The sequence below is a fragment of the Mesorhizobium sp. M1342 genome, assembly GCF_040317955.1.
In the GTDB taxonomy this organism is placed as follows: Bacteria; Pseudomonadota; Alphaproteobacteria; order Rhizobiales; family Rhizobiaceae; genus Mesorhizobium.
This window is the reverse complement of the sequence record NZ_JAMYLI010000007.1, coordinates 12,693-37,835: the sequence shown is the minus strand read 5'-3', so window position 1 is coordinate 37,835 and position 25,143 is coordinate 12,693. Positions and strand designations below refer to the sequence as shown.

At 63.0% G+C, this 25,143-nt stretch carries 24 protein-coding genes; 14 read left to right on the top strand and 10 right to left on the bottom strand.

Annotation, left to right across the window (positions count from 1 at the left end; all coding sequences use genetic code 11):
- Window positions 1–2: 2 nt before the first annotated feature.
- The 14 genes from NKH06_RS08930 (at window position 3) to NKH06_RS08865 (ending at window position 15,761) form a co-directional block, all read left to right on the top strand.
- Entirely contained in the window at window positions 3–377 is a 375-nt protein-coding gene (locus NKH06_RS08930; protein ID WP_352866136.1) for a hypothetical protein, read from the top strand.
- A complete protein-coding gene (locus tag NKH06_RS08925; protein WP_245486037.1) occupies window positions 374–994 on the top strand; it encodes a cytochrome c oxidase assembly protein in 621 nt (206 codons plus the stop codon). The genes NKH06_RS08930 and NKH06_RS08925 overlap by 4 nt, the downstream gene beginning before the upstream one ends.
- Window positions 995–1,035: 41 nt before the next feature.
- The gene (locus NKH06_RS08920; protein WP_352866139.1) at window positions 1,036–2,076 is read left to right on the top strand and encodes a c-type cytochrome; all 1,041 of its coding nucleotides are present in this window, start codon (window positions 1,036–1,038) and stop codon (window positions 2,074–2,076) included.
- Window positions 2,077–2,114: 38 nt separating this feature from the next.
- Entirely contained in the window at window positions 2,115–3,449 is a 1,335-nt protein-coding gene (locus NKH06_RS08915; RefSeq protein ID WP_352866142.1) for a PQQ-dependent sugar dehydrogenase, read from the top strand.
- Window positions 3,450–3,548: 99 nt separating this feature from the next.
- Entirely contained in the window at window positions 3,549–3,734 is a 186-nt protein-coding gene (locus NKH06_RS08910) for a hydroxymethylglutaryl-coenzyme A reductase family protein (protein WP_352866145.1), read from the top strand.
- 234 nt (window positions 3,735–3,968) lie between these two features.
- Entirely contained in the window at window positions 3,969–4,949 is a 981-nt protein-coding gene (locus NKH06_RS08905; protein WP_023808993.1) for an AraC-like ligand-binding domain-containing protein, read from the top strand.
- 104 nt (window positions 4,950–5,053) lie between these two features.
- On the top strand, window positions 5,054–7,081 hold the full coding sequence (locus tag NKH06_RS08900; protein WP_352610064.1) for a hydantoinase/oxoprolinase family protein: 2,028 nt from the start codon (window positions 5,054–5,056) through the stop codon (window positions 7,079–7,081).
- Window positions 7,082–7,084: 3 nt separating this feature from the next.
- Window positions 7,085–9,052, top strand: a complete 1,968-nt coding sequence (locus tag NKH06_RS08895; RefSeq protein ID WP_352610065.1) for a hydantoinase B/oxoprolinase family protein — start codon at window positions 7,085–7,087, stop codon at window positions 9,050–9,052.
- A gap of 136 nt (window positions 9,053–9,188) precedes the next feature.
- A complete protein-coding gene (locus NKH06_RS08890) occupies window positions 9,189–10,040 on the top strand; it encodes an FAD binding domain-containing protein (RefSeq protein ID WP_352794549.1) in 852 nt (283 codons plus the stop codon).
- Complete coding sequence (locus NKH06_RS08885) at window positions 10,037–10,534, top strand: (2Fe-2S)-binding protein (protein WP_352610068.1); 498 nt, start codon at window positions 10,037–10,039, stop codon at window positions 10,532–10,534. The genes NKH06_RS08890 and NKH06_RS08885 overlap by 4 nt, the downstream gene beginning before the upstream one ends.
- Window positions 10,527–12,875: a xanthine dehydrogenase family protein molybdopterin-binding subunit gene (locus NKH06_RS08880; protein WP_352892779.1), complete on the top strand. Its 2,349-nt coding sequence runs from the start codon at window positions 10,527–10,529 to the stop codon at window positions 12,873–12,875. Before NKH06_RS08885 ends, NKH06_RS08880 begins: the two co-directional genes overlap by 8 nt.
- 12 nt (window positions 12,876–12,887) lie before the next feature.
- The gene (locus NKH06_RS08875; RefSeq protein ID WP_352892778.1) at window positions 12,888–13,619 is read left to right on the top strand and encodes a LamB/YcsF family protein; all 732 of its coding nucleotides are present in this window, start codon (window positions 12,888–12,890) and stop codon (window positions 13,617–13,619) included.
- A 94-nt stretch (window positions 13,620–13,713) separates the two neighbouring features.
- Window positions 13,714–15,096 (top strand): aspartate aminotransferase family protein, encoded by a 1,383-nt coding sequence (locus NKH06_RS08870; protein WP_352892776.1) that lies wholly within the window; start codon window positions 13,714–13,716, stop codon window positions 15,094–15,096.
- Window positions 15,093–15,761: a nuclear transport factor 2 family protein gene (locus tag NKH06_RS08865; protein ID WP_352892775.1), complete on the top strand. Its 669-nt coding sequence runs from the start codon at window positions 15,093–15,095 to the stop codon at window positions 15,759–15,761. Before NKH06_RS08870 ends, NKH06_RS08865 begins: the two co-directional genes overlap by 4 nt.
- 155 nt (window positions 15,762–15,916) lie before the next feature.
- On the opposite strand, the gene NKH06_RS08860 is transcribed toward NKH06_RS08865, so the two are convergent.
- The 10 genes from NKH06_RS08860 to NKH06_RS08815 all read right to left on the bottom strand — a co-directional run bounded on the left by NKH06_RS08860 (window position 15,917) and on the right by NKH06_RS08815 (window position 25,121).
- Entirely contained in the window at window positions 15,917–17,110 is a 1,194-nt protein-coding gene (locus NKH06_RS08860; RefSeq protein WP_352892774.1) for an ABC transporter substrate-binding protein, read from the bottom strand.
- A gap of 43 nt (window positions 17,111–17,153) precedes the next feature.
- Window positions 17,154–18,245, bottom strand: coding sequence for a branched-chain amino acid ABC transporter permease (locus NKH06_RS08855; RefSeq protein WP_352892772.1), 1,092 nt, complete (start codon window positions 18,243–18,245; stop codon window positions 17,154–17,156).
- 4 nt (window positions 18,246–18,249) lie between these two features.
- Entirely contained in the window at window positions 18,250–19,155 is a 906-nt protein-coding gene (locus NKH06_RS08850) for a branched-chain amino acid ABC transporter permease (RefSeq protein WP_128302549.1), read from the bottom strand.
- 1 nt (window position 19,156) lies between these two features.
- Entirely contained in the window at window positions 19,157–19,891 is a 735-nt protein-coding gene (locus NKH06_RS08845; protein WP_023808981.1) for an ABC transporter ATP-binding protein, read from the bottom strand.
- A complete protein-coding gene (locus tag NKH06_RS08840) occupies window positions 19,888–20,640 on the bottom strand; it encodes an ABC transporter ATP-binding protein (protein WP_023808980.1) in 753 nt (250 codons plus the stop codon). Before NKH06_RS08840 ends, NKH06_RS08845 begins: the two co-directional genes overlap by 4 nt.
- A 248-nt stretch (window positions 20,641–20,888) precedes the next feature.
- Window positions 20,889–21,860, bottom strand: coding sequence for a 5-oxoprolinase subunit C family protein (locus NKH06_RS08835; protein ID WP_023808979.1), 972 nt, complete (start codon window positions 21,858–21,860; stop codon window positions 20,889–20,891).
- Window positions 21,850–22,725 carry a 5-oxoprolinase subunit B family protein gene (locus NKH06_RS08830; protein ID WP_128302548.1) on the bottom strand — a complete coding sequence of 292 codons (876 nt, stop codon included), beginning with the start codon at window positions 22,723–22,725 and terminating at the stop codon, window positions 21,850–21,852. The genes NKH06_RS08835 and NKH06_RS08830 overlap by 11 nt, the downstream gene beginning before the upstream one ends.
- Window positions 22,726–22,734: 9 nt before the next feature.
- Window positions 22,735–24,099: an acetyl-CoA carboxylase biotin carboxylase subunit gene (locus tag NKH06_RS08825; protein ID WP_352892769.1), complete on the bottom strand. Its 1,365-nt coding sequence runs from the start codon at window positions 24,097–24,099 to the stop codon at window positions 22,735–22,737.
- On the bottom strand, window positions 24,099–24,332 hold the full coding sequence (locus NKH06_RS08820) for an acetyl-CoA carboxylase (RefSeq protein ID WP_013533152.1): 234 nt from the start codon (window positions 24,330–24,332) through the stop codon (window positions 24,099–24,101). Before NKH06_RS08820 ends, NKH06_RS08825 begins: the two co-directional genes overlap by 1 nt.
- 66 nt (window positions 24,333–24,398) lie before the next feature.
- Window positions 24,399–25,121, bottom strand: coding sequence for a LamB/YcsF family protein (locus tag NKH06_RS08815; protein WP_352808341.1), 723 nt, complete (start codon window positions 25,119–25,121; stop codon window positions 24,399–24,401).
- Window positions 25,122–25,143: the final 22 nt, after the last annotated feature.

Here is a 25,143-nt window from a genome sequence, read left to right as displayed (position 1 = left end):
TGATGCGCATCATTCCCAAAGAGGTCGAAACGCTCTGGACGCTCTTCACCGCGCCCGTGATCTGGGCCGGACATTTCCTCGCCTGTTACGCACTGGCCGCAATCTGGTGTGCAAAGCGCGGTGACCTCGGTTTCGCTGTCGTCCAGGCTGGCATAGTGGCTATGACGCTGGCGGCACTCGTGATGATCGTCTTGTCCGGGTGGCTCGCCTGGAGGCAGTGGGGCTTCGGCACGAACGATCCGCCGCACGACGATCCCACAGCGACGGACCGCAACCTCTTCCAGGGGTTTGCCACGCTACTGCTTTGCGGCCTGAGCTTCGTCGCCGTGCTCTACGTGGCGCTGCCGCTGCTCTTCATCGACGGATGCTCTTCATGAGGACGGCAAGCCTGTTGCTGGGCTTCGTCACCCTCGCGCTGGTCTGGGCGGGACCGCTGCTCGATGCGTGGCGTGGCTCGTTCGCGGCCCACATGCTTGCCCACATGGGCGTCGTCGCGATCGCGGCGCCGCTGATCGCAATCGGTATTGCCAGGACGATACGCTCCGTGGCCACCGCCGCTCCCCTTATCGCCTCTCTCGTCGAACTGATTGTCGTCTGGGGCTGGCATGCGCCGGCTGCGCGCCAGTGGGCCGAGACATCGACCATCGCCACCATGATCGAGCAGGTGTCCTTCCTTGGCGCCGGGCTGTTCCTGTGGCTGACGTGCGTGGCGCCGCGCAATTCCGATGCGCCGGCTAGGGACGCTGCCGGCGCCTTCGCGTTGCTCCTGACCTCCATCCACATGACGTTGCTTGGCGCGCTGCTCTCGCTCGCCTCGCGACCGCTCTATGGCCTCGGCGATGTGACGTGCTTCGGCCTCGTGCTCGGGGCGGGACAGGACCAGGCGCTCGGCGGCATCATCATGTTGATGATCGGCGCTGCCGCTTACCTCGCTGGAGGTGTCTTCCTCCTTGCCAGGCTCCTAGGCGGCAAAACCGAGAGGCTGGCCGGCTGATGCACGTCAACTGGAAACACTTGGCGATAGGCTTGGCGATTTTGCCGGCCGCCGTGCTTTTCGCGACCTGGATCGGATTCTTCAACGTTGGCGCCTCGACCGGCCACTGGAAGGTGACCGAGTGGTTCCTGCACTTCGCCATGCGCTCGGCCGTACGGACATACGCACTCACGGTCAAGGTGCCGGACGAGCTGCCGCGCTATGCTATTCAGCCGGCTGCCGGCCATTTCGCCCGCGGCTGCGCCATCTGCCACGGCGCGCCCGGTGAACCGCGCTCGCCCGCCGTCCTTGCGATGCTGCCGCAGCCGCCGGACCTTGTCGGTAAGGTCGGCGAATGGACGGACGCCGAACTCTTCCGCATCGTCCAGCACGGCGTGCGCTTCACCGGCATGCCGGCCTGGCCGACGCAGCAGCGCGACGATGAAGTCTGGGCGATGGTCGCCTTCCTGCGCGAACTGCCGATGATGGACGAGGCGCGGTGGCGCGACCTTGCTTATGGCAGTAGCGAACCGTCGACTGGCCAAACACAAGGCCTCGAGCGCGCACTCGCCGATTGTACCCGCTGCCACGGCACGGATGGGCTCGGCCGGAGCCCCGCAACGCCCGTCTTGGCCTCTCAGCGCGAAACCTATCTTCTTGAAAGTTTGAGAGCCTACGCTGCCGGCCACCGCCAGAGCGGTGTCATGGGAATTTCTGTCACCGCTGTCGACCCTGCACTCCTCGCCGATCTCGCGCGGCATTTTTCCGCGCTGCCTGCGCCTGCAACGTCGACGCAACCGGACCGTGCCCGGATCGCGCGTGCCGATGAGATCGCGCGACGCGGCATCCCGGAGCGCGACGTTCCGGCATGCCTGGGTTGCCACGGTCGTCCGGACCGCAACCCCATCTATCCGGAACTGTCCGGACAGCCCGCCAAATACATTGCGACCCAGCTCGAGCTTTTCCGCGAGGAAAAGCGCGGCGGCACGCGCTTCGCCCATCTGATGCGCAACGCTGCTAAAAACCTCTCGGACGAAGATATTGCCGCACTGGCCGCCTATTTCGCGCAAATGTCGCGTGCCGCCGCAACCGGAACGCCCTGATGGCGTTACGTCACTGTCCCAATCTTCGGGAATATCTGATGCGAAAAATTCTCGGCGTTTTACTCGTCATTGTCGCCTTCGTCGTAATCGCGGGGGCGAGCTTGTTCTTCTTCTCGCGCGAACAGGCCACCGTTCCGATCGAGCAGACCTACGGTCCAAACCCGACGCTCGCCGAACCCAATCCGACCTGGATACCCACGGTCCACGTTGCCGAGGCGACCCCTTGGCCCCAAGGCAAGATGCCGGTCGCCGCCCAAGGCTTCGCCGTCAACGAATTCGCTGGCGGCCTCGACCATCCGCGCTGGCTGCACGTGCTGCCCAATGGCAACGTGCTGGTCGCCGAAAGCAACGCGCCGCCAAAACCTGACGAAGGTTTTTCCATACGTGGCTGGTTCATGAACCTGTTCCAGAGCCGGGCTGGCGCCGAGGTGCGGAGCGCCAACCGTATCTCGCTGTTACGCGACGAGAACGGCGATGGCGTGGCTGAGACCAGGACAGCCCTCCTCAGCAGCCTCTTCTCGCCCTTCGGCATGACGCTGCTCGACGGCAAGCTCTATGTCGCCAATGCCGACGCGGTCGTCGCTTTCCCCTATCGCGATGGCACCACCGAGATCACTGCTCCGTCCGAGAAGATCGTCGACCTTCCGGCCGGCCGCAATCACCATTGGACCAAGGACGTCATTGCCAGTCCGGACGGGATGAAGCTCTATGCCACCGTGGGCTCCAACTCCAATGTCGGCGAAAACGGCATGGAGGAGGAAGAAGGCCGCGCCGCCGTGCACGAAATCGACCTCGCGACGCGGCAGGCGCGGCTCTTTGCGTCGGGTCTGCGCAACCCGAACGGCCTCTCCTGGAACCCTGAAAGCGGCGAACTCTGGGCGGTCGTCAACGAGCGGGACGAGATCGGCAGCGACCTCGTTCCCGACTACATGACATCGGTCAGGGATGGCGCCTTCTTCGGCTGGCCCCACAGCTATTTCGGCCAACACATCGATGTCAGGGCGCAGCCACCGCGTCCGGACCTCGTCGGCAAGGCGATCGTGCCCGACTACGCACTCGGGGCGCACACCGGGTCGCTTGGGCTCACCTTCAACACCGCCGACCTGTTCGGCCCGCACATGAAGAATGGCGCCTTTGTCGGCCAGCATGGTTCATGGAATCGCATGCCGCGAAGCGGCTACAAGGTGATCTTCGTGCCGTTTGCCGACGGCAAGCCGTCGGGGCCGCCACAGGACGTGCTCACCGGATTTCTGAGCAACGATGACAAGGCATTCGGCCGTCCGGTCGGCGTCGCCATCGACCGAACTGGAGCATTGCTGATCGCGGATGATGTGGGCAACAAGATTTGGCGGATTATCCCGGCGGCCGACTAGGCCGGAGCATTGCTTCGGCGCGTGGAAGGGTTGGGCCCATGGGCCAAAACGACCGAGGAGCCGAGCGGATCGTCACCATTTTTGGCGAAACAGGGTTTCTTGGGGGACGATCGAGATGCCGATGGCGCTCGGTCTGGTTGGCGGCGCCACCGGACGCGTCCGCTGGCCCACATCGCGCTCAAGATCCTCGGGGTGAAGGGTGCGCAGGAACTGGCCGAGGCGGCGGTGACCGTCGGCCTGGCACAGAACATGGCGGCGATCCCGGCGCTGGCCAACTTATCCTGAATGAGTGTGCGAGAAGAATGCATGGCTCCAAGTTGGCTTGCGGTTTGCGCGCCCAAGGCTGGTTTGATCAACTGCACACCAGGACCGTGACGATAATTGAAACCGTCGCGAGCTCCGGCCCTTGGGCCAAACGGCCACATAAGTTTATTCGTTTTTGACCAATACGCGCCGGCGGATTCCTGTAATCTTCAGAAAAACACCGGGCTAACCGGGGCCAACCAGAAAGGTCGGGGAATGAAATACGTCGTCGATACGATCGGCGGTCCCACAGGCGGTGATGCCTGGCAAGCCGCTGTTACCGAAGCCTATTTTCCGCTCGACACCGAGTATCGGAACCGTCGTGAATTTTCAGGCACGCTGGAAACCTTCTCGCTTGGGCTCGTCAGCGTGTCTAAAATGCGCTGCGATGCCGTAAGCTATCGCCGCCATCGCCGCCACTTCCTCAACGAACGTGACGCCAGCCTGCTCATCACCATCCCGGAGATGTCGGAGGTGAATTTCTCGCAAGGGTCGAGGACCGTCAATTGCGGTCCGGGGGGCTTCCTCGTTGAGAGGGGAGATGCGCCTTACGAATTCTGGCACGGTAAGCCAAACGCGCTGTGGGTCCTGAAGGTGCCGTCGTCGAGCGTTCGGGCGCGGATCGGGTCTGCCGAACGGCTCAGTGCGCTCAGTTTCGACGCAACCCAAGGCGTCGCCGCGCTCTTCCTTGACACGGTGCGAACCACGATCGGCCATGTCGATGAGATCACTGAAGTCGCTCGTGAGATGATGGGCAGGCACATCCTGGAAATGCTGTGCCTGTCGATCGTGAGCGACGATCGCGTGCTGGACAGCAGCATCTCGTCGATCCGGGCCGGCCATTTGCATCGTGCCGAGCAGTATATTCGCGACAATCTGAAGAATTCCGGCCTCGGCCCGCAGGCGGTGGCCGATGCCTGCGGGATTTCCCTGCGTTACCTGCAGGTTCTTTTTCAGGACAGCAACCAGTCGATCAACGGCTTCATCCGCGACGCCCGGCTTGAACTTTGCTCCGAGGAACTGATGTCGGTGACCAACATCAGCAGCGTTGCCGAGATTGCTTACCGCTGGGGCTTTGCCGACCAGTCTCAATTCTGCAAGCACTACCGGACGCGGTTCGGTTGCGCACCGACTGATACCCGTCGCGAAGCAGCGAACCGGGCAGGCCGCGCTTCGACCTCAAGAGAGCGGCACTAGACCCGGCGAAATCCGGGCCAATTCCCATAATCTATTGCGACGCCGCCCCGGCAAGGGCGGCGAAAGCCGGGCCTTGCCCGCAAATATCCCGCGAAGGAACTGTCATGAGCAGAATAAGAGTTGCCGTCGATGTCGGAGGGACTTTCACCGACATTTGCATCATGGACGAAGATAGCGGCGCGATCCGCATCGAGAAGACCGCCTCCACGCCTGACGATCCCATGCAGGCGATCATGAATGGCGTGGAGCAGGGCCGCATCGATCTTTCGGAGGTGACGCTGTTCTCTCATGGTACGACGGTCGCCACCAATGCGCTGATCACCCGCCGCCTGCCACGCACCGCAATGGTCTGCACCGAGGGTTTCCGTGATGTTGTCGAGATCCGCCGCGCCAACAAGGAAGACCTCTGGGACACCTACAAGGATGTCGCCAAGCCCTATATCCCGCGCCGCGACCGGCTGACGGTCCGGGAACGGGTCAGTGCCGAGGGCACGATCCTGGAAGCACTGGACGAAGAGGCCGCTCACCGCGTCGCGGAAATTCTCGTGAAACGGCAGGTCAAGTCCATCGCCGTCTGCTTCATGAACTCCTATGTCAACGGCGCCAATGAGCGCCGCATGCGTGAGATTCTGAAGGAGGCCATGCCGGATCTGCCGGTTTCGATCTCCTCGGAGGTGATGCCGGAAATCTTCGAGCACGAGCGTTTTTCCACCACCATGGCCAACGCCGTCTGCGCCCCGGTCGTCGTCGACTACGTGTCGCGTCTCGGAGAAAAGCTTGCCGCGGCCGGATACAAGCGAGATCTCCTGTTGCTGCACAGCGGTGGCGGGGTCATGACACCCGCAAGCGTCAGGGATTTCTCAGCCCGGCTCGCAGGATCGGGCATCGCCGCCGGTGCGATCGCAAGCCGCTTCATCGGAAATCTCTGTGGCTTCCAGAACTCGATCGGCTTCGACATGGGCGGCACCAGCACCGACGTCTCGCTCGCATGGAACGGGGAGTCGCGCATCACAAAAGACTGGTACATCGAATTCGGATATCCGATCCGCTTCCCCTCCATCGAGGTGCTGACCATCGGCGCGGGCGGCGGTTCGTTGGCATGGCAGGACGAGGGCGGCAGCTTGCGCAACGGACCGCAGTCCGCCGGCGCGTTTCCGGGCCCTGCCTGTTACAAGAATGGCAACCGCACCGCCACCAACACCGACGCCAATGTCGTGCTCGGTCGTCTCGGCACCAGCCTTGCGGGCGGCAAGATCACGCTCGACCCCGCTCTGGCCGCCCAGGCGGTGCAGGAGACTGTGGCGACACCCTTCAGCATGGAACTCCACCAAGCGGCCGAGGCGATCATCGCTGTCGCCAACGCCAATATGGGCAATGCCGTCCGGCTTCTCTCCATCAGCCGGGGCTATGACCCACGAGACTTTGCGCTCGTCGCATTCGGCGGTGCAGGCGCTTTGCACGGAGCGGCCGTGGCGAAGGAGCTTTCGATTCCAACCGTGATCGTGCCGCCCAATCCTGGCGTCACCTCCGCGCTCGGTTGCCTTCTCGTCGACGTGCAGCATGATTTCTCCGAAAGCTTCATGGCCGATGCTTCGACGGTCTCGCCCGCCGAGATGCAGACGGCCTTTGTTCTGATGGAAGAACAGGCGGTTGAGCGTCTGACCCATGAGGGCGTGGCGCGCGAAGACATGGCGCTGCAGCGTACGGTCGAGATGATGTACCAGGGCCAGTGGCGCTCGCTCGCGGTGTCAGCCCCGGCGCGGATCGAGAGCATCTGCTCGCTGATAGAGGCATTCCACAACGAGCACGAACGCGAGTTCAACTACCGCCGCGAAGAGGCGCCGGTGTCGATCTTCCGCATCGCGGTCAAGGCGATCGGCATCGTACCGAAAGCCGAGATGCCGCGGCATGAAGTCTTGCCGCACAAGCCACAGCCGGTCGGCCGCCGCGGCGTCTGGTTCGACGGCGTATCTCATGATGCGGCTGTCTATGAACGCGACCAACTCAGCGCCGGCGCTGCCTTTGCGGGACCCGCCATCGTCGAACAGTTCGATTCCACCACCGTGGTTCCGCCGGGAATGAGCGCCACCGTCGACGACTTCCTGAACATTCTCATCGTGACGAAAGGCTGAGACATGACAAAGCTGATTGAAACGAGCCCTGGCCTCGATCCGGTAACGTTCGAGGTGCTGAAAAACTCCTTCATCACCACCGTCGACCAGATGGCCGAACAGATGCTTCGCACCTGCTATTCCTTCGTCATCTACAACCGAGACTTTTCGAACGCCCTGCACGACGCCGATGGCAACTCCGTTGCCCAGGGCAACTACGACATCGCGGTCCATGTCGGCACACTGCACAACACATGCAAGGAGGTGATCCGGGTCTTCGAAGGCGATATGGCACCCGGTGACGTCTACGCAATCAACGATCCCTATGCCGGCGGTACGCATTTCAGCGATGTTCGGCTCGTCCGACCGATCTTCGATGAAGACAAACTGATCGGCTTCTCCCAGTCGAACGGACACTGGTCGGATCTCGGCGGCTCGGTGCCGGGTTCCTTCGACGTCACCGCCCGCGACATGTTTCGCGAAGGCCTGCGGATCACGCCGTTGCGCCTTTTCCAGCGCGGCCGCTTCTGCTCCGACGTCGCCAACATGATCGCGGCCAACACGCGCGATCCCGCGTCGATCATTGGCGACATCCATTCCCAGGCGCAGGCGACGCAGGCCGCCGAGCGCGAACTGTTGCGGCTGGTCAAGAAGTACGGACGCGGCCAGGTCATGCGCGGGATGGAGGAGGTTCAGGACTACGTCGAACGTGCCGTGCGAAAGCGTCTCGCGGAACTGCCCGACGGCACTTGGGAGACGGTCGACTACATCGACCGGGATCTCGGTGCCGGCGAAGGCATGATCCCGATCCGCATCAAGATGACGATCAAGGGCGACACGATCCACTACGACTTTACGGGAAGCCATTCGACCATTGCCTCGATGTACAATTCCGCCCCGGGCGCGACCTTCTCGGCCGTGGTCGCCGGCATGAAAACCTTCTTTCCGGACCTCCCGCTCAACAGCGGATTTTACCGGATGATCGAGGTGACTGCGCCAAAGAACAGCATCGTCAGTGCGGAATGGCCGGTGGCGGTGACCGGGTTCCTGATGCCGTTCGAAAAGATCATGAACGCGATCTTCGAGATGTGGTCGAAGATCATGCCCGAACGCGCTATCGCCTGCGCCTTCAACCTCGAATATCTGCTGGCCGGGGGACGGGACGCGCGCAAACCCGAAAAGCCGATCTTCATGTTCTACGAATGGCTGCCGGGCGGTTGGGGCGGGCGCAACGGCAAGGATGGTGCCGATGTCACCACCGCCTGCTTCGGAACCGGGTTGATGTCGCAACCGAACGAAGGCAACGAACGGGTGAATCCGACTCGGACGGTCGAGTTCCAGATCAAGCAGGATTCAGCCGGGCCCGGCAAATGGCGGGGCGGCGTCGGCGTGCAGAAGACCTCGTTGCTGCTTGAGGCTGAAAATGCCGTCATGTCCTATATTTGCGACCGCGAGCGCGCTGTCGTCTGGGGTGTCGAAGGAGGCCTGCCGTCGATGCCCCACGGCTTGACCATGAAGCGCGCCGGAGAAGAGACCGAGATCTGGCTCGGCTCCGTATTCTCCGATTACTCCGTCCACACAGGCGACCAGTTCGCTCGTCCGACGGCCGGCGGCGGCGGTTTCGGCGATCCACTGCAGCGCGAGCCCCGCAAGGTGATGGAGGACGTGATCGACGACTACGTTTCCCTGGAGCGCGCCAAGACTGACTACGGCGTGGTGATCCGCGAAATCGACCGCGACCTGTGCCAGTACGAAATCGACGGGACGGCAACCGAAGCCTGCCGTGCCGACATCCGGGCGAAACGGAAGGACTGGGCACGCATGGATCCTGAGGAGGTCGCGCGCAAATATCGCTCCGGCGAGATCGATACGCTCGATGCGGTTCGGCACTATGCCGTGATCCTCGACTGGGAGACTGGCGAACTCCTCCCCAGAACCACCGCCCAGTTCCGTGAGAGCTTTGAGAAACGCACGGTCGCTCACTGGGCCTGAGCGCCAAAGAGCACGCCGCAGAGTTATCTGTTTTTTCGATACGATACTCAAAGAATTACTATTTCACAGGAGCCTAAAGCTGGAGCAACAATGCTGCAGCGCCGCGAAAGTTGGCTGCTTCCGAGGGGTATGACAGATGGCACCAAGCGTGGAACGATCGTTCACCGCAGCCAGCACGATTGAAGAGGCAATGGCCGCACGCCGGCAAGGCGCGGCGGTGCTTGCCGGCGGCACCTGGATGATGCGTGATCCACGGCGCGGGGTCGACCTTCCCGAGGCGGTGGTCGCACTCCACCGAATACCCGCCTTGTCCAAGGTCGAAATCGAACCGGACCATGTCGTGATCGGCGCAGCCGTTACCCATGCAGTCCTTGGCCGCGCGTTGCACGGGGCAGTGGGCTTCGAAGGTCTGGTTGCCGCGGCGGAGAATGCGGCCAATCCCGGCATCCGAAGGGTCGCCACCGTGGGCGGCAACCTTTGTGCCCTCGACTTTGCCGCCGCCGATCTCGCCCCTGCGCTTCTCGTCTGTGAGGCGGCGGTGGAACTGGAGACGTTCGAAGGCCCAAAACTTCTCGGTATTTCAGATTTCCTCAAAGACAGGCATACGCTGCTGGCCGAAGCGATTGTGACGAGAATTCATCTGCGCCGCGACCTTGTCGCAAGTGCTCATATCCGCCTGCCGCTTCGGAAAGCCGGCGACTATCCGGTCGCCGTCGTCTCGCTTGCGGTAGACAAAGACAAACGATGTCGCATCGCCGTCGGCTCGGTGGAGCCGGTAGCGCGGCGCTGGACGGCGCTCGAACAGGCCATGAGGGCAGGCCCGGCCTATGCGCTCGATCCGGAACGCACCGCCGAGCTTGCACTGGAGCACAATGATTTTCAGGGCCGCGACGGTAAGGAGGCGGAGGGTTGGTACCGCCGCCAGGTTCTTCCGCCGCTGGTCAAACGCGGTGTTGCCGCACTTCTCAAGACTGGGGGCCTGGCATGACCGTGACATTCCAGCTGAATGGCGAGGACTGCCGCTTTGATGGCGATCCGATGACGCCGCTCGTCGACATCTTGCGGCAGGAACGATTCCTGACGGGGACCAAAGCCGTGTGCCGCGAAGGCTTTTGCGGCGCGTGCACGGTGCATGTCGACGACGAAGCGGTGCCGTCCTGCCTGAAGCCGATTGGCCTCGTCCAGGGATGCGCGGTGACGACCATCGAGGGATTGAGTTTCGGAAGCCAGGCGCTGCACCCGCTCCAGGCCAATTTCGAGGCGGTCGATGCCGTGCAATGCGGCATGTGTTTTCCAGGAATGGTCATGAGCCTTTCGGCGTTCGTGCGTGACAATCCGCATGCGAGCCGTCCCGAAATCAAGGCCGCGATGGCCGGCAACATCTGCCGCTGCACGGGATATGAGCGGATCGTCGACGCCGTGGCCGACTGCCTTGACCAAGCGCGGAAGGCTGGCCAGTTGGCGGGAGGCATACATGTCTGAGCTGTCCGCCACCGTGATGAATCTTCCCCGCCGCGATGCGCAGGACAAGCTGCGCGGGCGGACGAAATACACCAACGACCGGGTTCGCCCCGACATGTTGCATGCCGTGCTGCTGCGGTCGACCGTTCCCGCGGGGCGTATCCGCAAGCTCGACGTTTCGGCGGCACTTCGCTGTCCTGGCGTGCGCGCGGTGGCGACCGGCGCCGACGCGCCAGGGCTCTACGGCATCGGCATTGCCGACCATCCGCTCCTGGCCATCGACACGATCCGCTATCACGGTGAACCAATCGCCGTCGTCGCCGCCGAGACGGAGAAGCAGGCGCGGGCGGCACTTGCCGCCATCATGCTCGAGGTCGAGCCGCTGGCACCGGTGCTCACCATGGCCGACGCGCTCCAGCCCGGCGCCCGTCTCGTCCACGAGGGCTGGCGCGGCTACGAGGTGATCACCGAGGGCGGTGCACGTGCCGGCAACATCGCATGGGAGGCAAAATCCAGCCGCGGTGACGTCGATGCGGCCTTCGCCCGTCCCGACATACGCATTGTCGAGAGCAGCTTTACCGTCGGCCGGCAGAGCCATGTGCCCTTCGAACCGCGCGTTGCCATCGGCTCCTGGGAGGACGGCCGTGCTCACATACAGACCTCGACGCAGGTGCCTTGGACCGTGCGCAACGTCACCGGAAGGGTCATGCAGCTTCCGCCCGGGCGTGTGCGGGTCACTGTACCCCCTGTCGGCGGCGGGTTCGGCCTGAAATTCGATGCATCCATCGAGCCTATCACTGCAGTTCTGGCGCGGATGACCGGGCGCACGGTGGTCCTGGAAAATACCCGGCAGGAAGAGATGGCAACCTGCCTCTGCCGCGAGAATGCGGAAATCCGCATCCGGTCCGCTGTCACTGCCGAAGGATACATCGCCGGGCGCGAGGCGGTCGTGCTGATGGACTGCGGTGCGTATGGAGGCGAACAGGTTTTTCTGACGACGATGACGGCGCACACGCTGGGCGGCAATTACAGGGTTGGCGCAACGCGGCTCGTCAGCCGCGCCGTATACACCAACACACCACCCAACGGTGCTTTCCGGGCTTGCAACGGCGTCTACAACACATTCGCTTTGGAGCGACACACCGACGAAATCTGTGATGCGCTAGGCTTCGACCCGATGGAGTTCCGGAAGAAAAATGTCCTGGGAGATGGTGATCTCGGTGCCACGGGCCAGGTTTTCGAGGCCGACGTGCTGGGTCCGATGCTCGATCGCATGGAGACACTGCGCGCCAGTACCGGTACATCAGAGGCCGAGGCCGACGGCAGGCTCTATGGTATTGCAACCACGGTCGGCACATGGTTCGTTTTCGTCGGGCCTTCGGCGGCGACGGTGAATTTGAACGCCGACGGCAGTGCAACACTGGTCACGTCGGGTGTGGAGATTGGTTCCGGCACGATGGTGCAATCCCTGCCGCAGATCGTGGCCGGGCAACTCGGCCTCGCTCCCGACCAGGTGATCGTGCGCGAAGCCGACACCGATGCCGCCGGTCTCGATGTCGGCGTTGGCGGCGGACGAACCACCGTGTCCATCGGCGCGGCAAGTGTGGCTGCCTGCGCGGAAGTGCGGGAGAAGCTGCTGCGGACCGCCGGCGAGATGCTCCAGACCCGACCGGAAGACTTGGTGCTGCGGGATGGTCGTGTCGAGATCGCGGGACGTCCCGGCTCCGGCATGTCGATCCCCGCTGTCGTCGCCCATGCGCAGGCAACCACCGGCCCGATCACCGGAAGCGGAGCCTTTACCGCCAGGAACACTCCGGCAATGTCCGGCTGCGCGATGGGGCACTTCATCGATGCGCTCGACATCCCCGTCTTCGTCGTTCACGAGGCCGAGGTGGCGGTTGATCCGGACACCGGTCATGTCGAGGTGCTGGCCTATCGCGTGGTGCAGGATGTCGGCCGCGCACTCAACCCGCGCGCGGTCATGGGCCAGATACAGGGTGGTGTCGTGCAGGGTCTCGGCTACGCCCTGCATGAGGAGGTGACGATCACCGCTGACGGACGCATCGCGCAGGACGATTTCGAGACCTATCGCCTGCCGCTGGCGCAGGACGTGGTTCCGGTCGCCGCCGACCTCTACGAGGGCGCTCCGTCGATGGGGCCTCTAGGCACCAAGGGCGCGGGCGAGGTCCCGATCCTGGCCGTGGGCGCGGCGATCGGCTGCGCTGTGGCACGCGCTATCGGCAAGCCGGTGCGGCAGCTGCCACTGACGCCGCCGCGCGTGCTTCGACTGCTGCACGAGCGCGAACCGCCGCCGGAATTCCCCCACATCGCCCACGGCTGGGCGTCGAACACTCTGGGCTGAGGCAAGCAAACCATGGTCACCCTGAACTGCGACATGGGGGAAAGTTACGGCAACTGGCGTTTCGGCGACGATGCCGGCATCATGCCTCACATCGATTGCGCCAACATCGCGTGCGGCTTCCACGCCTCCGATCCATGGACGATGCTGAAGACCGTGCGGCTCGCGCTTTCGCACGGAAAGCAGGTTGGCGCGCATCCGTCCCTTCCCGATCGCGAGGGGTTCGGCCGGCGCGAGATGAAACTTCAGCCCGAGGAACTGACAGCCGCCTTCCTCTACCAAATCGGTGCGCTGACAGGAATGCTGGCCGCCGAGGGCGGGCAGCTCAGCCATGTCAAGCCGCATGGCATCATCTACGGCATGGCCGCGCACGACGTGGACACTGCCCGGGCGATTGCCGCGGCGGTCAAGCCGTTCGGCGTCCCTCTCTTCGGCCTGGCGGGAACCTGTCACGAGACGGCGGCAGCCGAACTCGGCGTCGCCTTCGTGGGCGAGTTCTTTCCCGATCTTGCCTACGCTCCCGGCGGCAGCCTGATCATTCCGCGCGTCCAGTCGGCCATCGACCTGACGCTTGCCGAGCACCGCATGGTGGGGGCGCTTACCCGACGCGAACTCGTCACGACAGACGGTACGATCCGCCCGGTCGACTTCGACACCGTCTGCATCCACTCCGATCCTCCGAATGCGCGCGACGTCGCCGCGCTGATGCGGCGGATCATCGAAACCCATTCCAACAGCCTGCCATGATTCATTTCCCGAATCGTGAAAGCTACACGCATGGGATCGAGGACTATCTTGCACTCACCGCCCGAACCATTTCCCCAAGCCGCTGAGGACTTCCATGGATGCGCTTTCCAACTCTCTCGCCGCCGCCGACATCGCCACCTCCATGCACCCCTACACAAACCTGCGTCAGCACGAGGAAACCGGGCCGCTGATCATCAGCCGCGGTGACGGCATCCGTGTGTATGACGAACGCGGCAAGGAATACATCGAAGGGCTCGCCGGGCTGTGGTCGGTGGGCGTCGGCTTTTCGGAAAAGCGGTTGGCCGACGCTGCCTACCAGCAAATGCTGAAGCTGCCCTACTACCACACCTTCTCCTCCAAGGCGCATGAGCCATCCATCCGGCTCGCTGAGAAACTCGTGGAGATGACGCCGGAAAACCTGACGCGTGTCTTCTTCACGTCGTCGGGCTCGGAAGCCAACGACACCATCGTCAAGATGATGTGGTTCATGAACAACGCGCTGGGCCGGTCAAAAAAGAAGAAATTCCTGGCACGGACCAAGGGCTATCACGGCATCACCGTCGCCTCCGGCAGCCTGACGGGCCTGCCGGTCAACCATCGCGACTTCGATCTGCCGGCGATTCCCGTTCGCCATTTGACCTGCCCGCACTTCTATCGCTTCGGCATGGAAGGCGAAGACGAAGCCGCCTTCACGGCGCGTCTGCTCGCCGAGCTGGAAGCGGCGATCGCGGAAGAAGGGGCTGACACCATTGCAGCCTTTATAGGAGAGCCGCTCATGGCAGCCGGCGGCGTTCTGCCGCCGCCGGTCGGGTACTGGGAAGGCGTGGAGAAAATCTGCCGGGCAAATGATATCATCCTGATAGCAGACGAGGTGATCTGTGGTTTCGGGCGGCTTGGTACGCCTTTCGGCGCTCAGAAATACGGCTTCACGCCTGATATCATGACGGTCTCCAAGCAAATCACGTCGTCTTATATGCCGCTTGCCGCCCTCATTTTCTCCGATGCGATCTATCAGGCGATCGCCGACAACACCGCAACGATCGGCAATTTCGGCCACGGCTTCACGGCGTCGGGTCATCCGGTCGCGACGGCGGTGGGTCTCGAAAACCTCGCCATCTTCGAGGAGCGGGACCTGATCGGAAACGCGGCCCGCCTTGAGACGTCGTTCCAGGCCGGCATCCGCTCGTTCGCCGATCACCCGCTTGTCGGTGAAGCGCGGGGCACCGGTCTTATCGGCGCCGTAGAACTGGTGGCGGACAAGGCGACGAAACGCCCCTTCGCCAAGGTTGGGCGCGCAGGGAGTATCGCAGCGGGGATCGGCCACGAGGAAGGCCTCATCTTCCGCGCCATCGGCGACCAGCTCGCGCTCTGTCCGCCGATGATCTCGACAGAAGACGATGTGAAGGAAATCATGACGCGCATGGGCCGGACGCTTGAGCGCCTGACCGGTGCGGTTGCCAAGGAGGGACTTGAATGACCCGCATGAAAGCCGAACCGGTCGTCCATATCGACGACGAACGCTTTCGGGTCACCGAATGGCGCTTTGCCACCGGGGCCGAGACCGGCTGGCACATCCATGGCCATGACTACGTCATCGTGCCGCTTACGGACGGCAAGCTCGGTCTCGAAGGCCCGGACGGCGCGCAGTCGCAAGCCGCTCTCACCCAAGGGGTGCCCTATTCGCGGCGGACGGGCGTGGCCCACAACGTCATCAATGCCGGCGATGCGCCGCTCGCCTTTCTCGAGGTCGAGGTCGTTGAGGCTGGCGATCTCGCAGCCAGGCGGCTCGCCGTGCTCGACCGGTTCCTCGCGGCCTGGAACGCTCGCGATGTGGGCGCGCTGATGGACTGCATGGCTGAGAATTGCGCTTTCCACGGCTCAGCTGGACCCGATGCCGAAGGGCGCAAGCATATGGGACGTGACGCCGTGCGCGCCGCCTATGCAGCGCTGTTCGATGCTTTCCCGAAAGCCGCGTGGACCAGGGGACGGCACGTCGTGACGGGCGACACCGGGCTTTCATCATGGCGCTTCGTCGGCACCACGGCAGTGGGGCAGCAAATCGAAGTCGACGGCTGCGATATCTTCGCTTTCTCGGGGGAGCTCATAGCGCTCAAGGATTCTTACCGCAAAGCGCAAGGGTAGCGAAAATCTGAATTCATCGGGCGACAAGGGCGGTCCAAACGGGCCGCCCTTGTTTTTTGTTCAAAGGCAATATCCTCAAAAGACGAAAGGCCCGGTCGTCCCAAAGGAACAGGGCCTTCCGCATATGAAGGGCCGGACTTATCCGGCCATCTTTCCTACTTGAGCAAGGCTTCCATCGGTACCGGCTCGGAAATCGTCCAGTTGCCTACAACACCCGGCTTGCCGGCCTTGGTCTCGACGATCAGGTACCGCGTCTGGTTCTGGTGATGCAGTTCCGGCGTGAAGGTACGAGGCCCGAACAGTGTCGGCTCATTCTTCATCTTTTCCAGTTCCGCGACGACCGCGTCGGCATCGGCCGTGCCTGCACGCTCCACCGCCTTGGCCCAGACGTCGACCATGACGTAACCCGGAAAGACATACTGGCTCGAGGGATCGGCGCCTGTCTTCTGCTTGTAGGTGGCATTGAACTTCAGCACGGCCGGATTGGGATCGTCGCCATAGATCGATCCCTGAACGGGGACGTAGAAGTTCGTCAGATCGGGCACAGCCGAGAGCCAATAGCTACCGTCGACGCCCGATCCATTCAGGATCATGGAATTGATACCCGCGGCGCGAAGCTGCTTGATGGCCGAGACGGCGCCCGGCATCATCGTGCAAAGCATGATCGCATCCGGCTCCTTCGGCAGAGACTTGATGCGGGTGATCTGCGCGGCGATGGAGGCATCCTCGTTCTTGAAGGTGTCTTCACCGACAAGCTTCGCGCCCTGGGCTTCGAGCTTCGGCATCATCCAGTCGAAGCCGTCGCAGATGCCCTTGTTGTAGGCCGTCCAGGTATCGAGCAGACGGTAGAAGTCCTTTGCGCCCTTTTCCTTGAATGCCCATTCGGCCATGGTCGCTCCCTGCACGGCCGCCAGCACCGACGCGGAGAAGCTGTGCGGGCCGACACCCTGGATGCCGGCCTTGACCGATTCCGCGCACAGGAAGAAGGAGATACGGCCTGCGTCCTCGGCCGCGAGCGCAGCCGGCGATCCGAAGTCGTAGTCGCAGGACACGACCACGAGATCCGCACCCTGGTCGAGCACGGAGAGGCCAGCCTTGGCGCCTTCGGCCCGGTCGGACTTGGTGTCGGCCTTGACGACCTTGATCTGCTTTCCAAGCAGACCGCCAGCCGCATTGATCTCGTCGATGCGGATCAAAGCCGCCTCCTGGGCAGGCTTGTCATAGGCTTCCATGAAGCCCGACTCCGCAGTGGCAAAGCCGATGACGATAGTCTTGTCATCGGCCAGGGCCGGGTATGCGATGGACATCGAGGCCAGAGCGGTTGCGACAATTCTCATTTTGTATGTCATGCACGTCTCCTTTTTTGTTTTCCGGTCGGGCTTGTGCCGCCGGTCACTTGTTGCGACTGCTGCGGGGTAAGGTGAGCTCGCGGTTGCCCATGAGTCCGGATGGGCGAAGCGCGAGGATCACGATCATGATGACGCCGAGGGCTATTTCCTGAACCCCTTTCGGGAGGGCGAAAGTGGACTCGCCGAGCGATACGCCTGCCTCCAGCCAGCGCAGCGCCTGGATAAGGGCGGACAGCAGGACGACACCCACCACACCCCCCGACAGGCTGCCCATGCCGCCGACGACGAGCATGGAAAGGGTGATGAAGGTGAGGCCGAGATAGAAGGTGTCGGGTGTGACCACGCCGATGGAATGAGCCATGAGCGCACCGCCCAGCCCCATCACCGCGCCTGACACGACGAACGCCACCAGTCTTTCCCTGGGAATGTCGACTCCGGAAGCCGCGGCGGCGGTGGGCTCGTCGCGCGCAGCACGAAGGGCCAGGCCGGACCGGGAGATCGCGTGCGCCCAGGCGATGAAGATTGCGACCACGGCGCCGATGAGATACGGCCAGATCACGCGCACGATCGGAATGCCGACGACCGATGAGGTCGCTCCGGTCACGCTCTCCCAGTTGGAATAAATTGTGTTGATCATGGCGAGCATCGCGAAGGTCGCGATCGACGCAGCGATGCCCGATAGCCGCATCAGCACCCGCCCGAAGATGAGAGCGGCGAGGGCGGCGAACAATGCCGCCAGCACAGCCGATTGCCAGTACGGCAATCGGGTCGCCAGCAGCCATTCGGGCAATCCCGGCAGCGAACCGCGTTTCATCATCGGATTGATGGTGAGCCACGCGGCCGCGTAGGCGCCAAGGCAGGTGAAGCCGATGTGCCCGAAGCTGAGAACGCCCGAGTTTCCGATAAAGATGTATAGGCCCACGACGAGGATGACGCGGACGAACACGTCGATCACCGTCTGGTTGAAGGGCCGCGATCCGGTCATCACCGTGATCAGCGCGATGGCCAGCAGCAGCAGCGAAAGCAGGACCGGAGTCAGGACGGTACGGCGGGCAAGCGCGAAGCGTGCGGGCTTTCGCTCGGTAGCCGCGGCACCGGGAGCGGTAGAGTTGGCTAGGGAGGCGGCGACAGCCATGAAATCAGACCCTTTCCTTGGTGCCGCGCGCGGCAATAAGCCCTTGCGGGCGGAAGAGGAGAACGAGGATGACCGCTCCATAGACAAAGGCATCGCGGAATGGCCGGGCGTCGATGGGCAGCATGACCTGCATGATCACCGAGGCGGCACCCAGCAGGAAGCCGGCGAGCACGGCTCCCCCGAGGCTGCCGAGGCCGCCAATGACGGTGGCGATGAAGGCCATCAACATGATTGAGGCGCCCATCTGGATGTCCAGCGTGCCTGTCTGGGCGCCAAAGATCAGCGCAATGGCGGCGGCCAACGCGCCGGAGAGGGCGAACGCACCCATGATGACCCGGTTCGCACGCACACCCAGCATGCGGGCCATCGAGAAGTTCTCGGCCGCCGCCCGCATCTCCAGGCCGAAGCGAGTTTGACGCAGGAACAATGTCAGGCCGATCAGGATGACCATCGTAGTCACGATCGTTATGAGTTGGAGGAGGGGAAGCCGGGCACCGAAGATCTCCACCGGCTGGGACAGTTCGGGCAGCAGCGAAATCGATTTCGGCCGACTGGAGAACAGCATGAGCAGGAAGTAGCGAATTACGAAACCGAGCGCGAAGGAGGCGATCATCATGGTTGCCGGATTTGCCTGGCGGAACCGCCTGAAGACGACGATTTCGCACAGCACCGACAGCCCGGCCCCGCAGAGGAGGACGAAGGGCACCAGAAGGTACCACGGCAATTGGCCGGCGAAGACGATGGCCATTGCGTCCGTAGACGGCCATAGCAGCGCGAAGACGCAGAAGGCGATGACGTCGCCATGCGCGAAGTTCACCAGCCGCATGACGCCGAAGATGAGGGCGATGCCGAGCGCTCCGAGCGCGTACAGCGAGCCAAGCGAGAGTGCGTCGAACAGGATCTGAAGCATCTCAATTGTCCTCGTAGCCGAAATAGGCAGCCTGGATCGCCTCGCCGTTGCCGAGCGTCCGCGCGTCGCCATCGAGCACGATCTGTCCGCCACGCATCAGGATCATCCTCCCGCCCACCATCATCGCTCGGGCCGAGCTCTGCTCAACGATCAGGAGCGTGAGCTGGCGCTGCGCACGCAGCGCGATCAGCCGCTCGTAGACCTGGTCGTTGATGTTGGGGGCGAGGCCCAGCGAAGGCTCGTCAATGGCTACAAGCCGCGGATTGGTCATCAGCGCGCGTCCGATGACCAGCATTTGCTGCTGCCCGCCGGACAGCAATCCCGCCTGCCCGTGCCGCCTCTCTTTCAGCATCGGGAAGGTTGCGTAGACGGCTTCGAGTTCGTCGGCCGCTCGGCTGCGCCAGCCGCGTTCGCGGGCGTGCATGCCGGTTCCGACCAGGAGGTTCTCTTCGGTCGTCAGCGAGCCGAAGACATCGCGCCCCTCCGGCACCATGGAGAATCCGAGCCGGGCGATGTTTTCCGGCGCCTGGCCGGTGATCTCATGACCTGCAAGGTCGATCCGGCCGCCCGCCACCGGCGTAACACCGGCGATCGCGCGCAGCAGCGAAGACTTCCCGGCTCCGTTCGGGCCGGTGATGAACAGGATTTCTCCCTCGGCCATGGAGAAGGAGACATTTCGGACCGCCGTGAGACGGCTATAGCGAATAGTGATATCGGAAAGGGCGAGCAGGCTCATTCCATCGCCTCCAGCACAGGCAGGTCGGTGTTCGCGGCAGTGCCCATATAAGCGTGGCGCACCTTCTCGCTGTCGCGGATCGCGGCAGGCGGGCCTTCCTCGATGATCGCTCCGGAATCGAGCACGACGATATGCTGGCAGAGGCCGAGCACCAGCCCGACATTGTGCTCGATGAGCAGGACACCACAGCCGAGATCGGCGGCGATGTGTCTTATCAGGGCCGAAAGCTCCCGCGCCTCCAGTGCGCTCATGCCAGCCGCGGGCTCGTCGAGCAGGATGTATGCGGGCCGTCCCATCAGGGCGCGGCCAATGGCGACGCGGCGCTCGTCCGTATATGGCAACGTTCCGGCGATGCGGGTGCTCAGCGCACCGATGCCTATCCAGTCGAGCATCGCTTCCGCTTCGGCGATGGCAGCGCGCCGGCTCATTCCCAGGCCAACGCCGGTTACCTCCAAATTGTCCAGCACAGGCAAGTCGCGGAAGAGCCGCCCACCCTGGAAGGTGCGGGCGATGCCGCGCCGCCGGACCTGATGCGGCTTGAGACCCGTGAGTGCTGCGCCGTCGAGCTTGATGGTGCCTTCCGTCGGTGCCTGGAAGCCGGTCAGCACGTTGACGAGCGTGGTCTTGCCAGCGCCATTCGGGCCGATGAGGCCACTAATGCGGCCGGGCGTAATTTGGAGGTCTACCGATGACAGGGCCTTCAGCCCCGCAAACGATACCGAGACGTTCTCCGCGCTCAGATGACTCATGACCCTTTCCTTCTTTCTACCGACGGAAAGGCGCGAAGCATCCGGCCTTGCGGCCAGTCACGTTGCAAATGTCTTCCCCTGTCGGTTCCGGCGGTCTCTAGCGGACTGCTCGGATGCCAAATTCACGCCGTTGCCCGGCGTCGTCTTGTCGTTTCGCGCACCGGATTTGTCTTCCGCCACGCACGGTCGGTTTTGGCCGGCCGATCTCCTCGCCACCGGCTCCTCCGCCGGCATTTTTCCGGCTGACGTCAGCCGGCCAGATGTCCTTCAGCACGCGCCAGCGCGGCGCGCTGTTCGGTTCGCGCGGCAAGCGCGTCTTCCAGCGTCACCGGAACGAAGCGCGCCGGGGTGTGCGGCTGGAGTTGGGCGATAAGGTCCATGTCGGCCGATATCACCACGCCCAGCATCATGTACCCGCCACCCGAAACCGCGTCCCGGTGAAGAACGATCGGCTCCGTGCCACTCGGCACCTGGACGGATCCGTAGGGATAGCAGGCATCGACGATGTTCGAGGGGTCGGAGCCCGCACCGAAAGGCTGCTCGCGCTCGACGAACTCCAGTGGCGTCCCGCCCCGGAAGCGATAGCCGATGCGGTCGGCTTCGGGCGCGACCTTCCAGGTTTCCTCAAAGAACCGATTGCCGGCAGCCTCGGTGATCCGATGCCAGTACATGCCGGGAAGCATTCTGAGTTCCGCCGGACTATTGCCCGCGCGGCGCAGATTTGCAGGCAGTGAAAGACCGGCTTTGCCGGAACCTTCGCCGAGGGGAAGCTCATCACCCGCCTTCAGCGTGCGGCCCTGATGGCCGCCGAGTGCGCCCAGAATGTAAGTCGAGCGCGAACCGAGAACCACGGGTACGTCGATGCCGCCGGAGACGGCCAGATAAGCGCGCGCGCCGCCCTTGAGGAAGCCGAAGGAAAGCCGGTCACCGGCCTTCACCGGAAAACTTTCCCAAGTAGGCCGTTCCTCGCCATTGAGTTTGGGTGGGAGCTCTCCACCCGTGACGGCGACGACCGCGGATTGGGTGAATTCGAGTTCGGGGCCCATGAAGGTGGCTTCGAGCACCGCGGCACCCGGATTGTTGCCGACAAGCAGGTTTGCGATGCGTGTGGCAAAGCGGTCCATGCCGCCGCCTTCGGGAATGCCGACATGATAGTGGCCTGGTCGACCAAGGTCCTGCACGGAAGTGGAGAGGCCGGGAGAGATTACCTTAACGGCCATTGATAAGCTCCATCAGCTTTGCATTGGTGCCGTAAATATCGCTGTTGAAGTCCTTCAGGCTGAAGGTGCACTCGCGAACCGTCGGCTGCCACCGATTGGCTTCAATTTCCTCCAGCGTAGCGTCGTAGTCATCGCGGCCAATGGCCTTGAACTTGACGATGTCGCCTGGCTTGAACAGGCACATGTCATCGGAGAGGTAGCGCACCTTCCTGGTCGGGTCGTAGATCGGGGCCGGGGTTATGCCATACATCTGGTAGCCGCCAGCGCCGCGTACTGAATAGATCGCTGCGAAGCAGCCGCCATGGCCAATGGTGAGCTTGGGAGTGTCGGTGCGTGGACGCAAGTATTTCGGCGCCTGAATCTGTTTCTTGCGCTCAACCATCTGGTACAGGAAGGGCAGTCCGGCGACGAAGCCGACCATCGATACGAACCAGGGCTGGCCGGAATAGGCCTCGATAAACTCTTCCACCGTGGCGTAGCCGTTGATGCGGGCCGAATATTCAAGATCGGTGGAGGAGGGGTCCTGATGGCGCTCGCGGAAGCGCAAGCAGGTTTCACGCGTCCATGGATCCTGGAAATAAACCGGCAGTTCGATGATCCGGGTCTTCAGCACCGGGTCCGCCTTCGAGGCCGCCTCTTCCATCGACTTCAGTTCGCTGAGCAAATCCTGCGGCTTGACGATGTCGGGGTTGAAGCGAATCTGGAAGCTGGCGTTGGCAGGGCAGATCTCGGTGACACCTCGGATGCCTGCCGTACGCACCGCGTTCGTCATCGAAAGGCCGGTAAAGAAGGAGGTGAGCGACATTTCCTCGGACACCTCGCCGAAGATATGTTCGTCACCGCCGAAGTTGAATCGTATCGACATCGGTCCTCCTTAACCCGCCAAAGCTGCGGCGTTTTCGATGAGCCAGCCTTCCAGCCAGCGGGTATGCACGTCTCCCGCCCGCACCGCCGGATCGGCGGCCAGCGCAAGAAACAGCGGCTTGGTGGTCTTGAGCCCGCCGATCTTCAACTCGTTGAGCGCGCGGATCAGGCGCACTATCGCCGCCTCGCGCGTCTCTGCATGCACGATCAGCTTGGCAAGCAGCGAGTCATAAAAGGGCGGCACCTGATAGCCTTGGTAAAGCATCGAATCGAAGCGTACGCCCGGACCGCCGGGAATGCGAAGCTCGGCCACTTGCCCCGGGAATGGAGCGAACTCCTTCGCCGGGTCTTCGGCATTGAGCCGGACTTCGATCGCATGCCCCTTGACGGAGACATCGCCTTGCCTGATCCGCAGCTTCTCGCCGCCGGCGATGCGAAGCATCTCCGCAACGAGGTCGATGCCGGTGATCGCTTCGGTGACCGGGTGCTCGACCTGGATACGGGTGTTCATCTCGATGAAGTAAAAGCGATCTGCTTCATCGTCATAAAGATACTCTACCGTGCCGGCACCAGAGTATTTGACCGCCTTGGCCAAAGCGACCGCCGAAGCGCAGAGCTCCTCGCGCAGCCTGTCTGAAAGTGCGCGCGACGGCGCCTCCTCCCAAACCTTCTGGCGTCGCCGCTGCAGTGAGCACTCCCGCTCGTAGCAGTGGATGGCATCGCTTCCGTCTGCCAGCACCTGCACCTCGATATGGCGGGCCTTGCCGATCACCTTTTCCATGTAGAGGCCACCGTCGCCAAAGGCGGCGAGGGCTTCTGCTTCGGCTTGAGGAAAGGCTTGTTCGAACTCGGCGAGCGAGTTGGCGATGCGGATGCCCCGCCCGCCGCCGCCTGCCGCCGCCTTGATCATCACCGGAAAACCGGTTGCGGTCAGCACCTCGTGGCCAGCCTTGAGGCCCTCGACCCGGCCAGCCGAGCCAGGCACCACAGGGACACCTGCAGCGGCGGCGGCGGATCGCGCCGAGACCTTGTCTCCCATCATCCGGATCGCATCTCCCGACGGGCCGACGAAGACCAATCCAGCGCCTGTGACCGCGTCGGAAAACGCGGCATTCTCGGCAAGGAACCCATAGCCTGGATGAACGCTGTCGCAACCGGTGTCGCGGACAGCCTTCAGAATTGCTTCGACATTGAGATAGGACTTCTTTGCTGCTGGTGGGCCGATGTTGACCGCTTCGTCCGCAAGCTGGACGTGGAGCGACTCGGCGTCTGCGGCCGAATACACCGCCACGGTGGCGATCCCTAAATCTTGCGCGGCCCGGATGATCCTGACCGCTATCTCGCCCCGGTTGGCAACCAGAAGCTTTTTCAGCATCAGTCGAGATCCGCAATAGGTGCGCCGGCCATGATGGGGTCTTCATTGTCGGCAATGAAGCGGATGTTCGTACCGGCCGTCTCGGCCCTCACTTCGTGGAACGACTTCATCACTTCGATGAGACCGATTACGTCTCCGGCGGAAACCGCGTCCCCATCCGCCTTGTAGGGCGGCTGGTCTGGCGAAGCGCTCCGATAAAAAGTGCCGGGAAGAGGCGAAAGAATCTGGGCCATAAAAAGCTCCGGAAAACTGCGGACAGACTAATTTGGAACCGCCCGCGCGGGCGGGTTCGGTCGAGTTCAGTGCCAGGGGGCGATTGCGGTGCGCACGGCTCTGGCTATTTCGATGGCGTTCGGCGTATCGGAATGCACGCAGATGGTTTCGCAGCGTACGGGGAAGAAACTGCCGTCCTCTGCCGTGCCCTCGCCCTCCGTGATGGCGCGTACGCACCGCTCGGCCATCTCTGCGGGATCCTTGGCGTCATGAACGCGTGTCAAGATCAGCTTGCCGGAGGCATCGTAGTCGAGATCGGCATAGAACTCGGCGACGAATGGGATACCGCGCTCTTGATAAATCTTCTCATGCAGGGTGCCCGTCATGCCGAAGAGGGGTACGCCGAAAACCTCTGCGGCGTCACACACGCCATGGGCGATTGCCTCCTGCTGCATGGCCATGAAGTAAAGGCTGCCATGCGGCTTGATGTGGTGGAGTTCCACACCTTCGGCCTTGAGGAAGCCGGCAAGCGCTCCCACCTGGTAAATGATGGTGTTCCTGACTTCTTCGCGGGTCATCCGCATCTCGCGCCGGCCGAAACCCTGAATGTCGGGCAAGCCTGGATGGGCGCCGATCTTGACGCCACTCGCCTTGGCGCTGCGGACGGCGGCGTGCATGTGATCCGGATCAGAAGCGTGGAAACCACAGGCGACATTGGCAACGTCGATGATGGGCATCATGCCCATATCATCGCCAACCTTGTAGAGGCCAAAGCTTTCGCCCATGTCGCAGTTTAGCGTCACCGCCATCGCATTGTTACCCCTCGAAGCT

What these genes read in the sequence shown, in the direction of transcription:
- NKH06_RS08930 (WP_352866136.1), top strand. Translation starts at nt 3, where the DNA reads ATGCGCATCATTCCCAAAGAGGTCGAAACGCTCTGGACGCTCTTCACC.
- NKH06_RS08925 (WP_245486037.1), top strand. Translation starts at nt 374, where the DNA reads ATGAGGACGGCAAGCCTGTTGCTGGGCTTCGTCACCCTCGCGCTGGTC.
- NKH06_RS08915 (WP_352866142.1), top strand. Translation starts at nt 2,115, where the DNA reads ATGCGAAAAATTCTCGGCGTTTTACTCGTCATTGTCGCCTTCGTCGTA.
- NKH06_RS08905 (WP_023808993.1), top strand. Translation starts at nt 3,969, where the DNA reads ATGAAATACGTCGTCGATACGATCGGCGGTCCCACAGGCGGTGATGCC.
- NKH06_RS08900 (WP_352610064.1), top strand. Translation starts at nt 5,054, where the DNA reads ATGAGCAGAATAAGAGTTGCCGTCGATGTCGGAGGGACTTTCACCGAC.
- NKH06_RS08895 (WP_352610065.1), top strand. Translation starts at nt 7,085, where the DNA reads ATGACAAAGCTGATTGAAACGAGCCCTGGCCTCGATCCGGTAACGTTC.
- NKH06_RS08890 (WP_352794549.1), top strand. Translation starts at nt 9,189, where the DNA reads ATGGCACCAAGCGTGGAACGATCGTTCACCGCAGCCAGCACGATTGAA.
- NKH06_RS08885 (WP_352610068.1), top strand. Translation starts at nt 10,037, where the DNA reads ATGACCGTGACATTCCAGCTGAATGGCGAGGACTGCCGCTTTGATGGC.
- NKH06_RS08880 (WP_352892779.1), top strand. Translation starts at nt 10,527, where the DNA reads ATGTCTGAGCTGTCCGCCACCGTGATGAATCTTCCCCGCCGCGATGCG.
- NKH06_RS08875 (WP_352892778.1), top strand. Translation starts at nt 12,888, where the DNA reads ATGGTCACCCTGAACTGCGACATGGGGGAAAGTTACGGCAACTGGCGT.
- NKH06_RS08870 (WP_352892776.1), top strand. Translation starts at nt 13,714, where the DNA reads ATGGATGCGCTTTCCAACTCTCTCGCCGCCGCCGACATCGCCACCTCC.
- NKH06_RS08865 (WP_352892775.1), top strand. Translation starts at nt 15,093, where the DNA reads ATGACCCGCATGAAAGCCGAACCGGTCGTCCATATCGACGACGAACGC.
- NKH06_RS08860 (WP_352892774.1), bottom strand. Translation starts at nt 17,110, where the DNA reads ATGACATACAAAATGAGAATTGTCGCAACCGCTCTGGCCTCGATGTCC.
- NKH06_RS08855 (WP_352892772.1), bottom strand. Translation starts at nt 18,245, where the DNA reads ATGGCTGTCGCCGCCTCCCTAGCCAACTCTACCGCTCCCGGTGCCGCG.
- NKH06_RS08850 (WP_128302549.1), bottom strand. Translation starts at nt 19,155, where the DNA reads ATGCTTCAGATCCTGTTCGACGCACTCTCGCTTGGCTCGCTGTACGCG.
- NKH06_RS08845 (WP_023808981.1), bottom strand. Translation starts at nt 19,891, where the DNA reads ATGAGCCTGCTCGCCCTTTCCGATATCACTATTCGCTATAGCCGTCTC.
- NKH06_RS08840 (WP_023808980.1), bottom strand. Translation starts at nt 20,640, where the DNA reads ATGAGTCATCTGAGCGCGGAGAACGTCTCGGTATCGTTTGCGGGGCTG.
- NKH06_RS08835 (WP_023808979.1), bottom strand. Translation starts at nt 21,860, where the DNA reads ATGGCCGTTAAGGTAATCTCTCCCGGCCTCTCCACTTCCGTGCAGGAC.
- NKH06_RS08830 (WP_128302548.1), bottom strand. Translation starts at nt 22,725, where the DNA reads ATGTCGATACGATTCAACTTCGGCGGTGACGAACATATCTTCGGCGAG.
- NKH06_RS08825 (WP_352892769.1), bottom strand. Translation starts at nt 24,099, where the DNA reads ATGCTGAAAAAGCTTCTGGTTGCCAACCGGGGCGAGATAGCGGTCAGG.
- NKH06_RS08820 (WP_013533152.1), bottom strand. Translation starts at nt 24,332, where the DNA reads ATGGCCCAGATTCTTTCGCCTCTTCCCGGCACTTTTTATCGGAGCGCT.
- NKH06_RS08815 (WP_352808341.1), bottom strand. Translation starts at nt 25,121, where the DNA reads ATGGCGGTGACGCTAAACTGCGACATGGGCGAAAGCTTTGGCCTCTAC.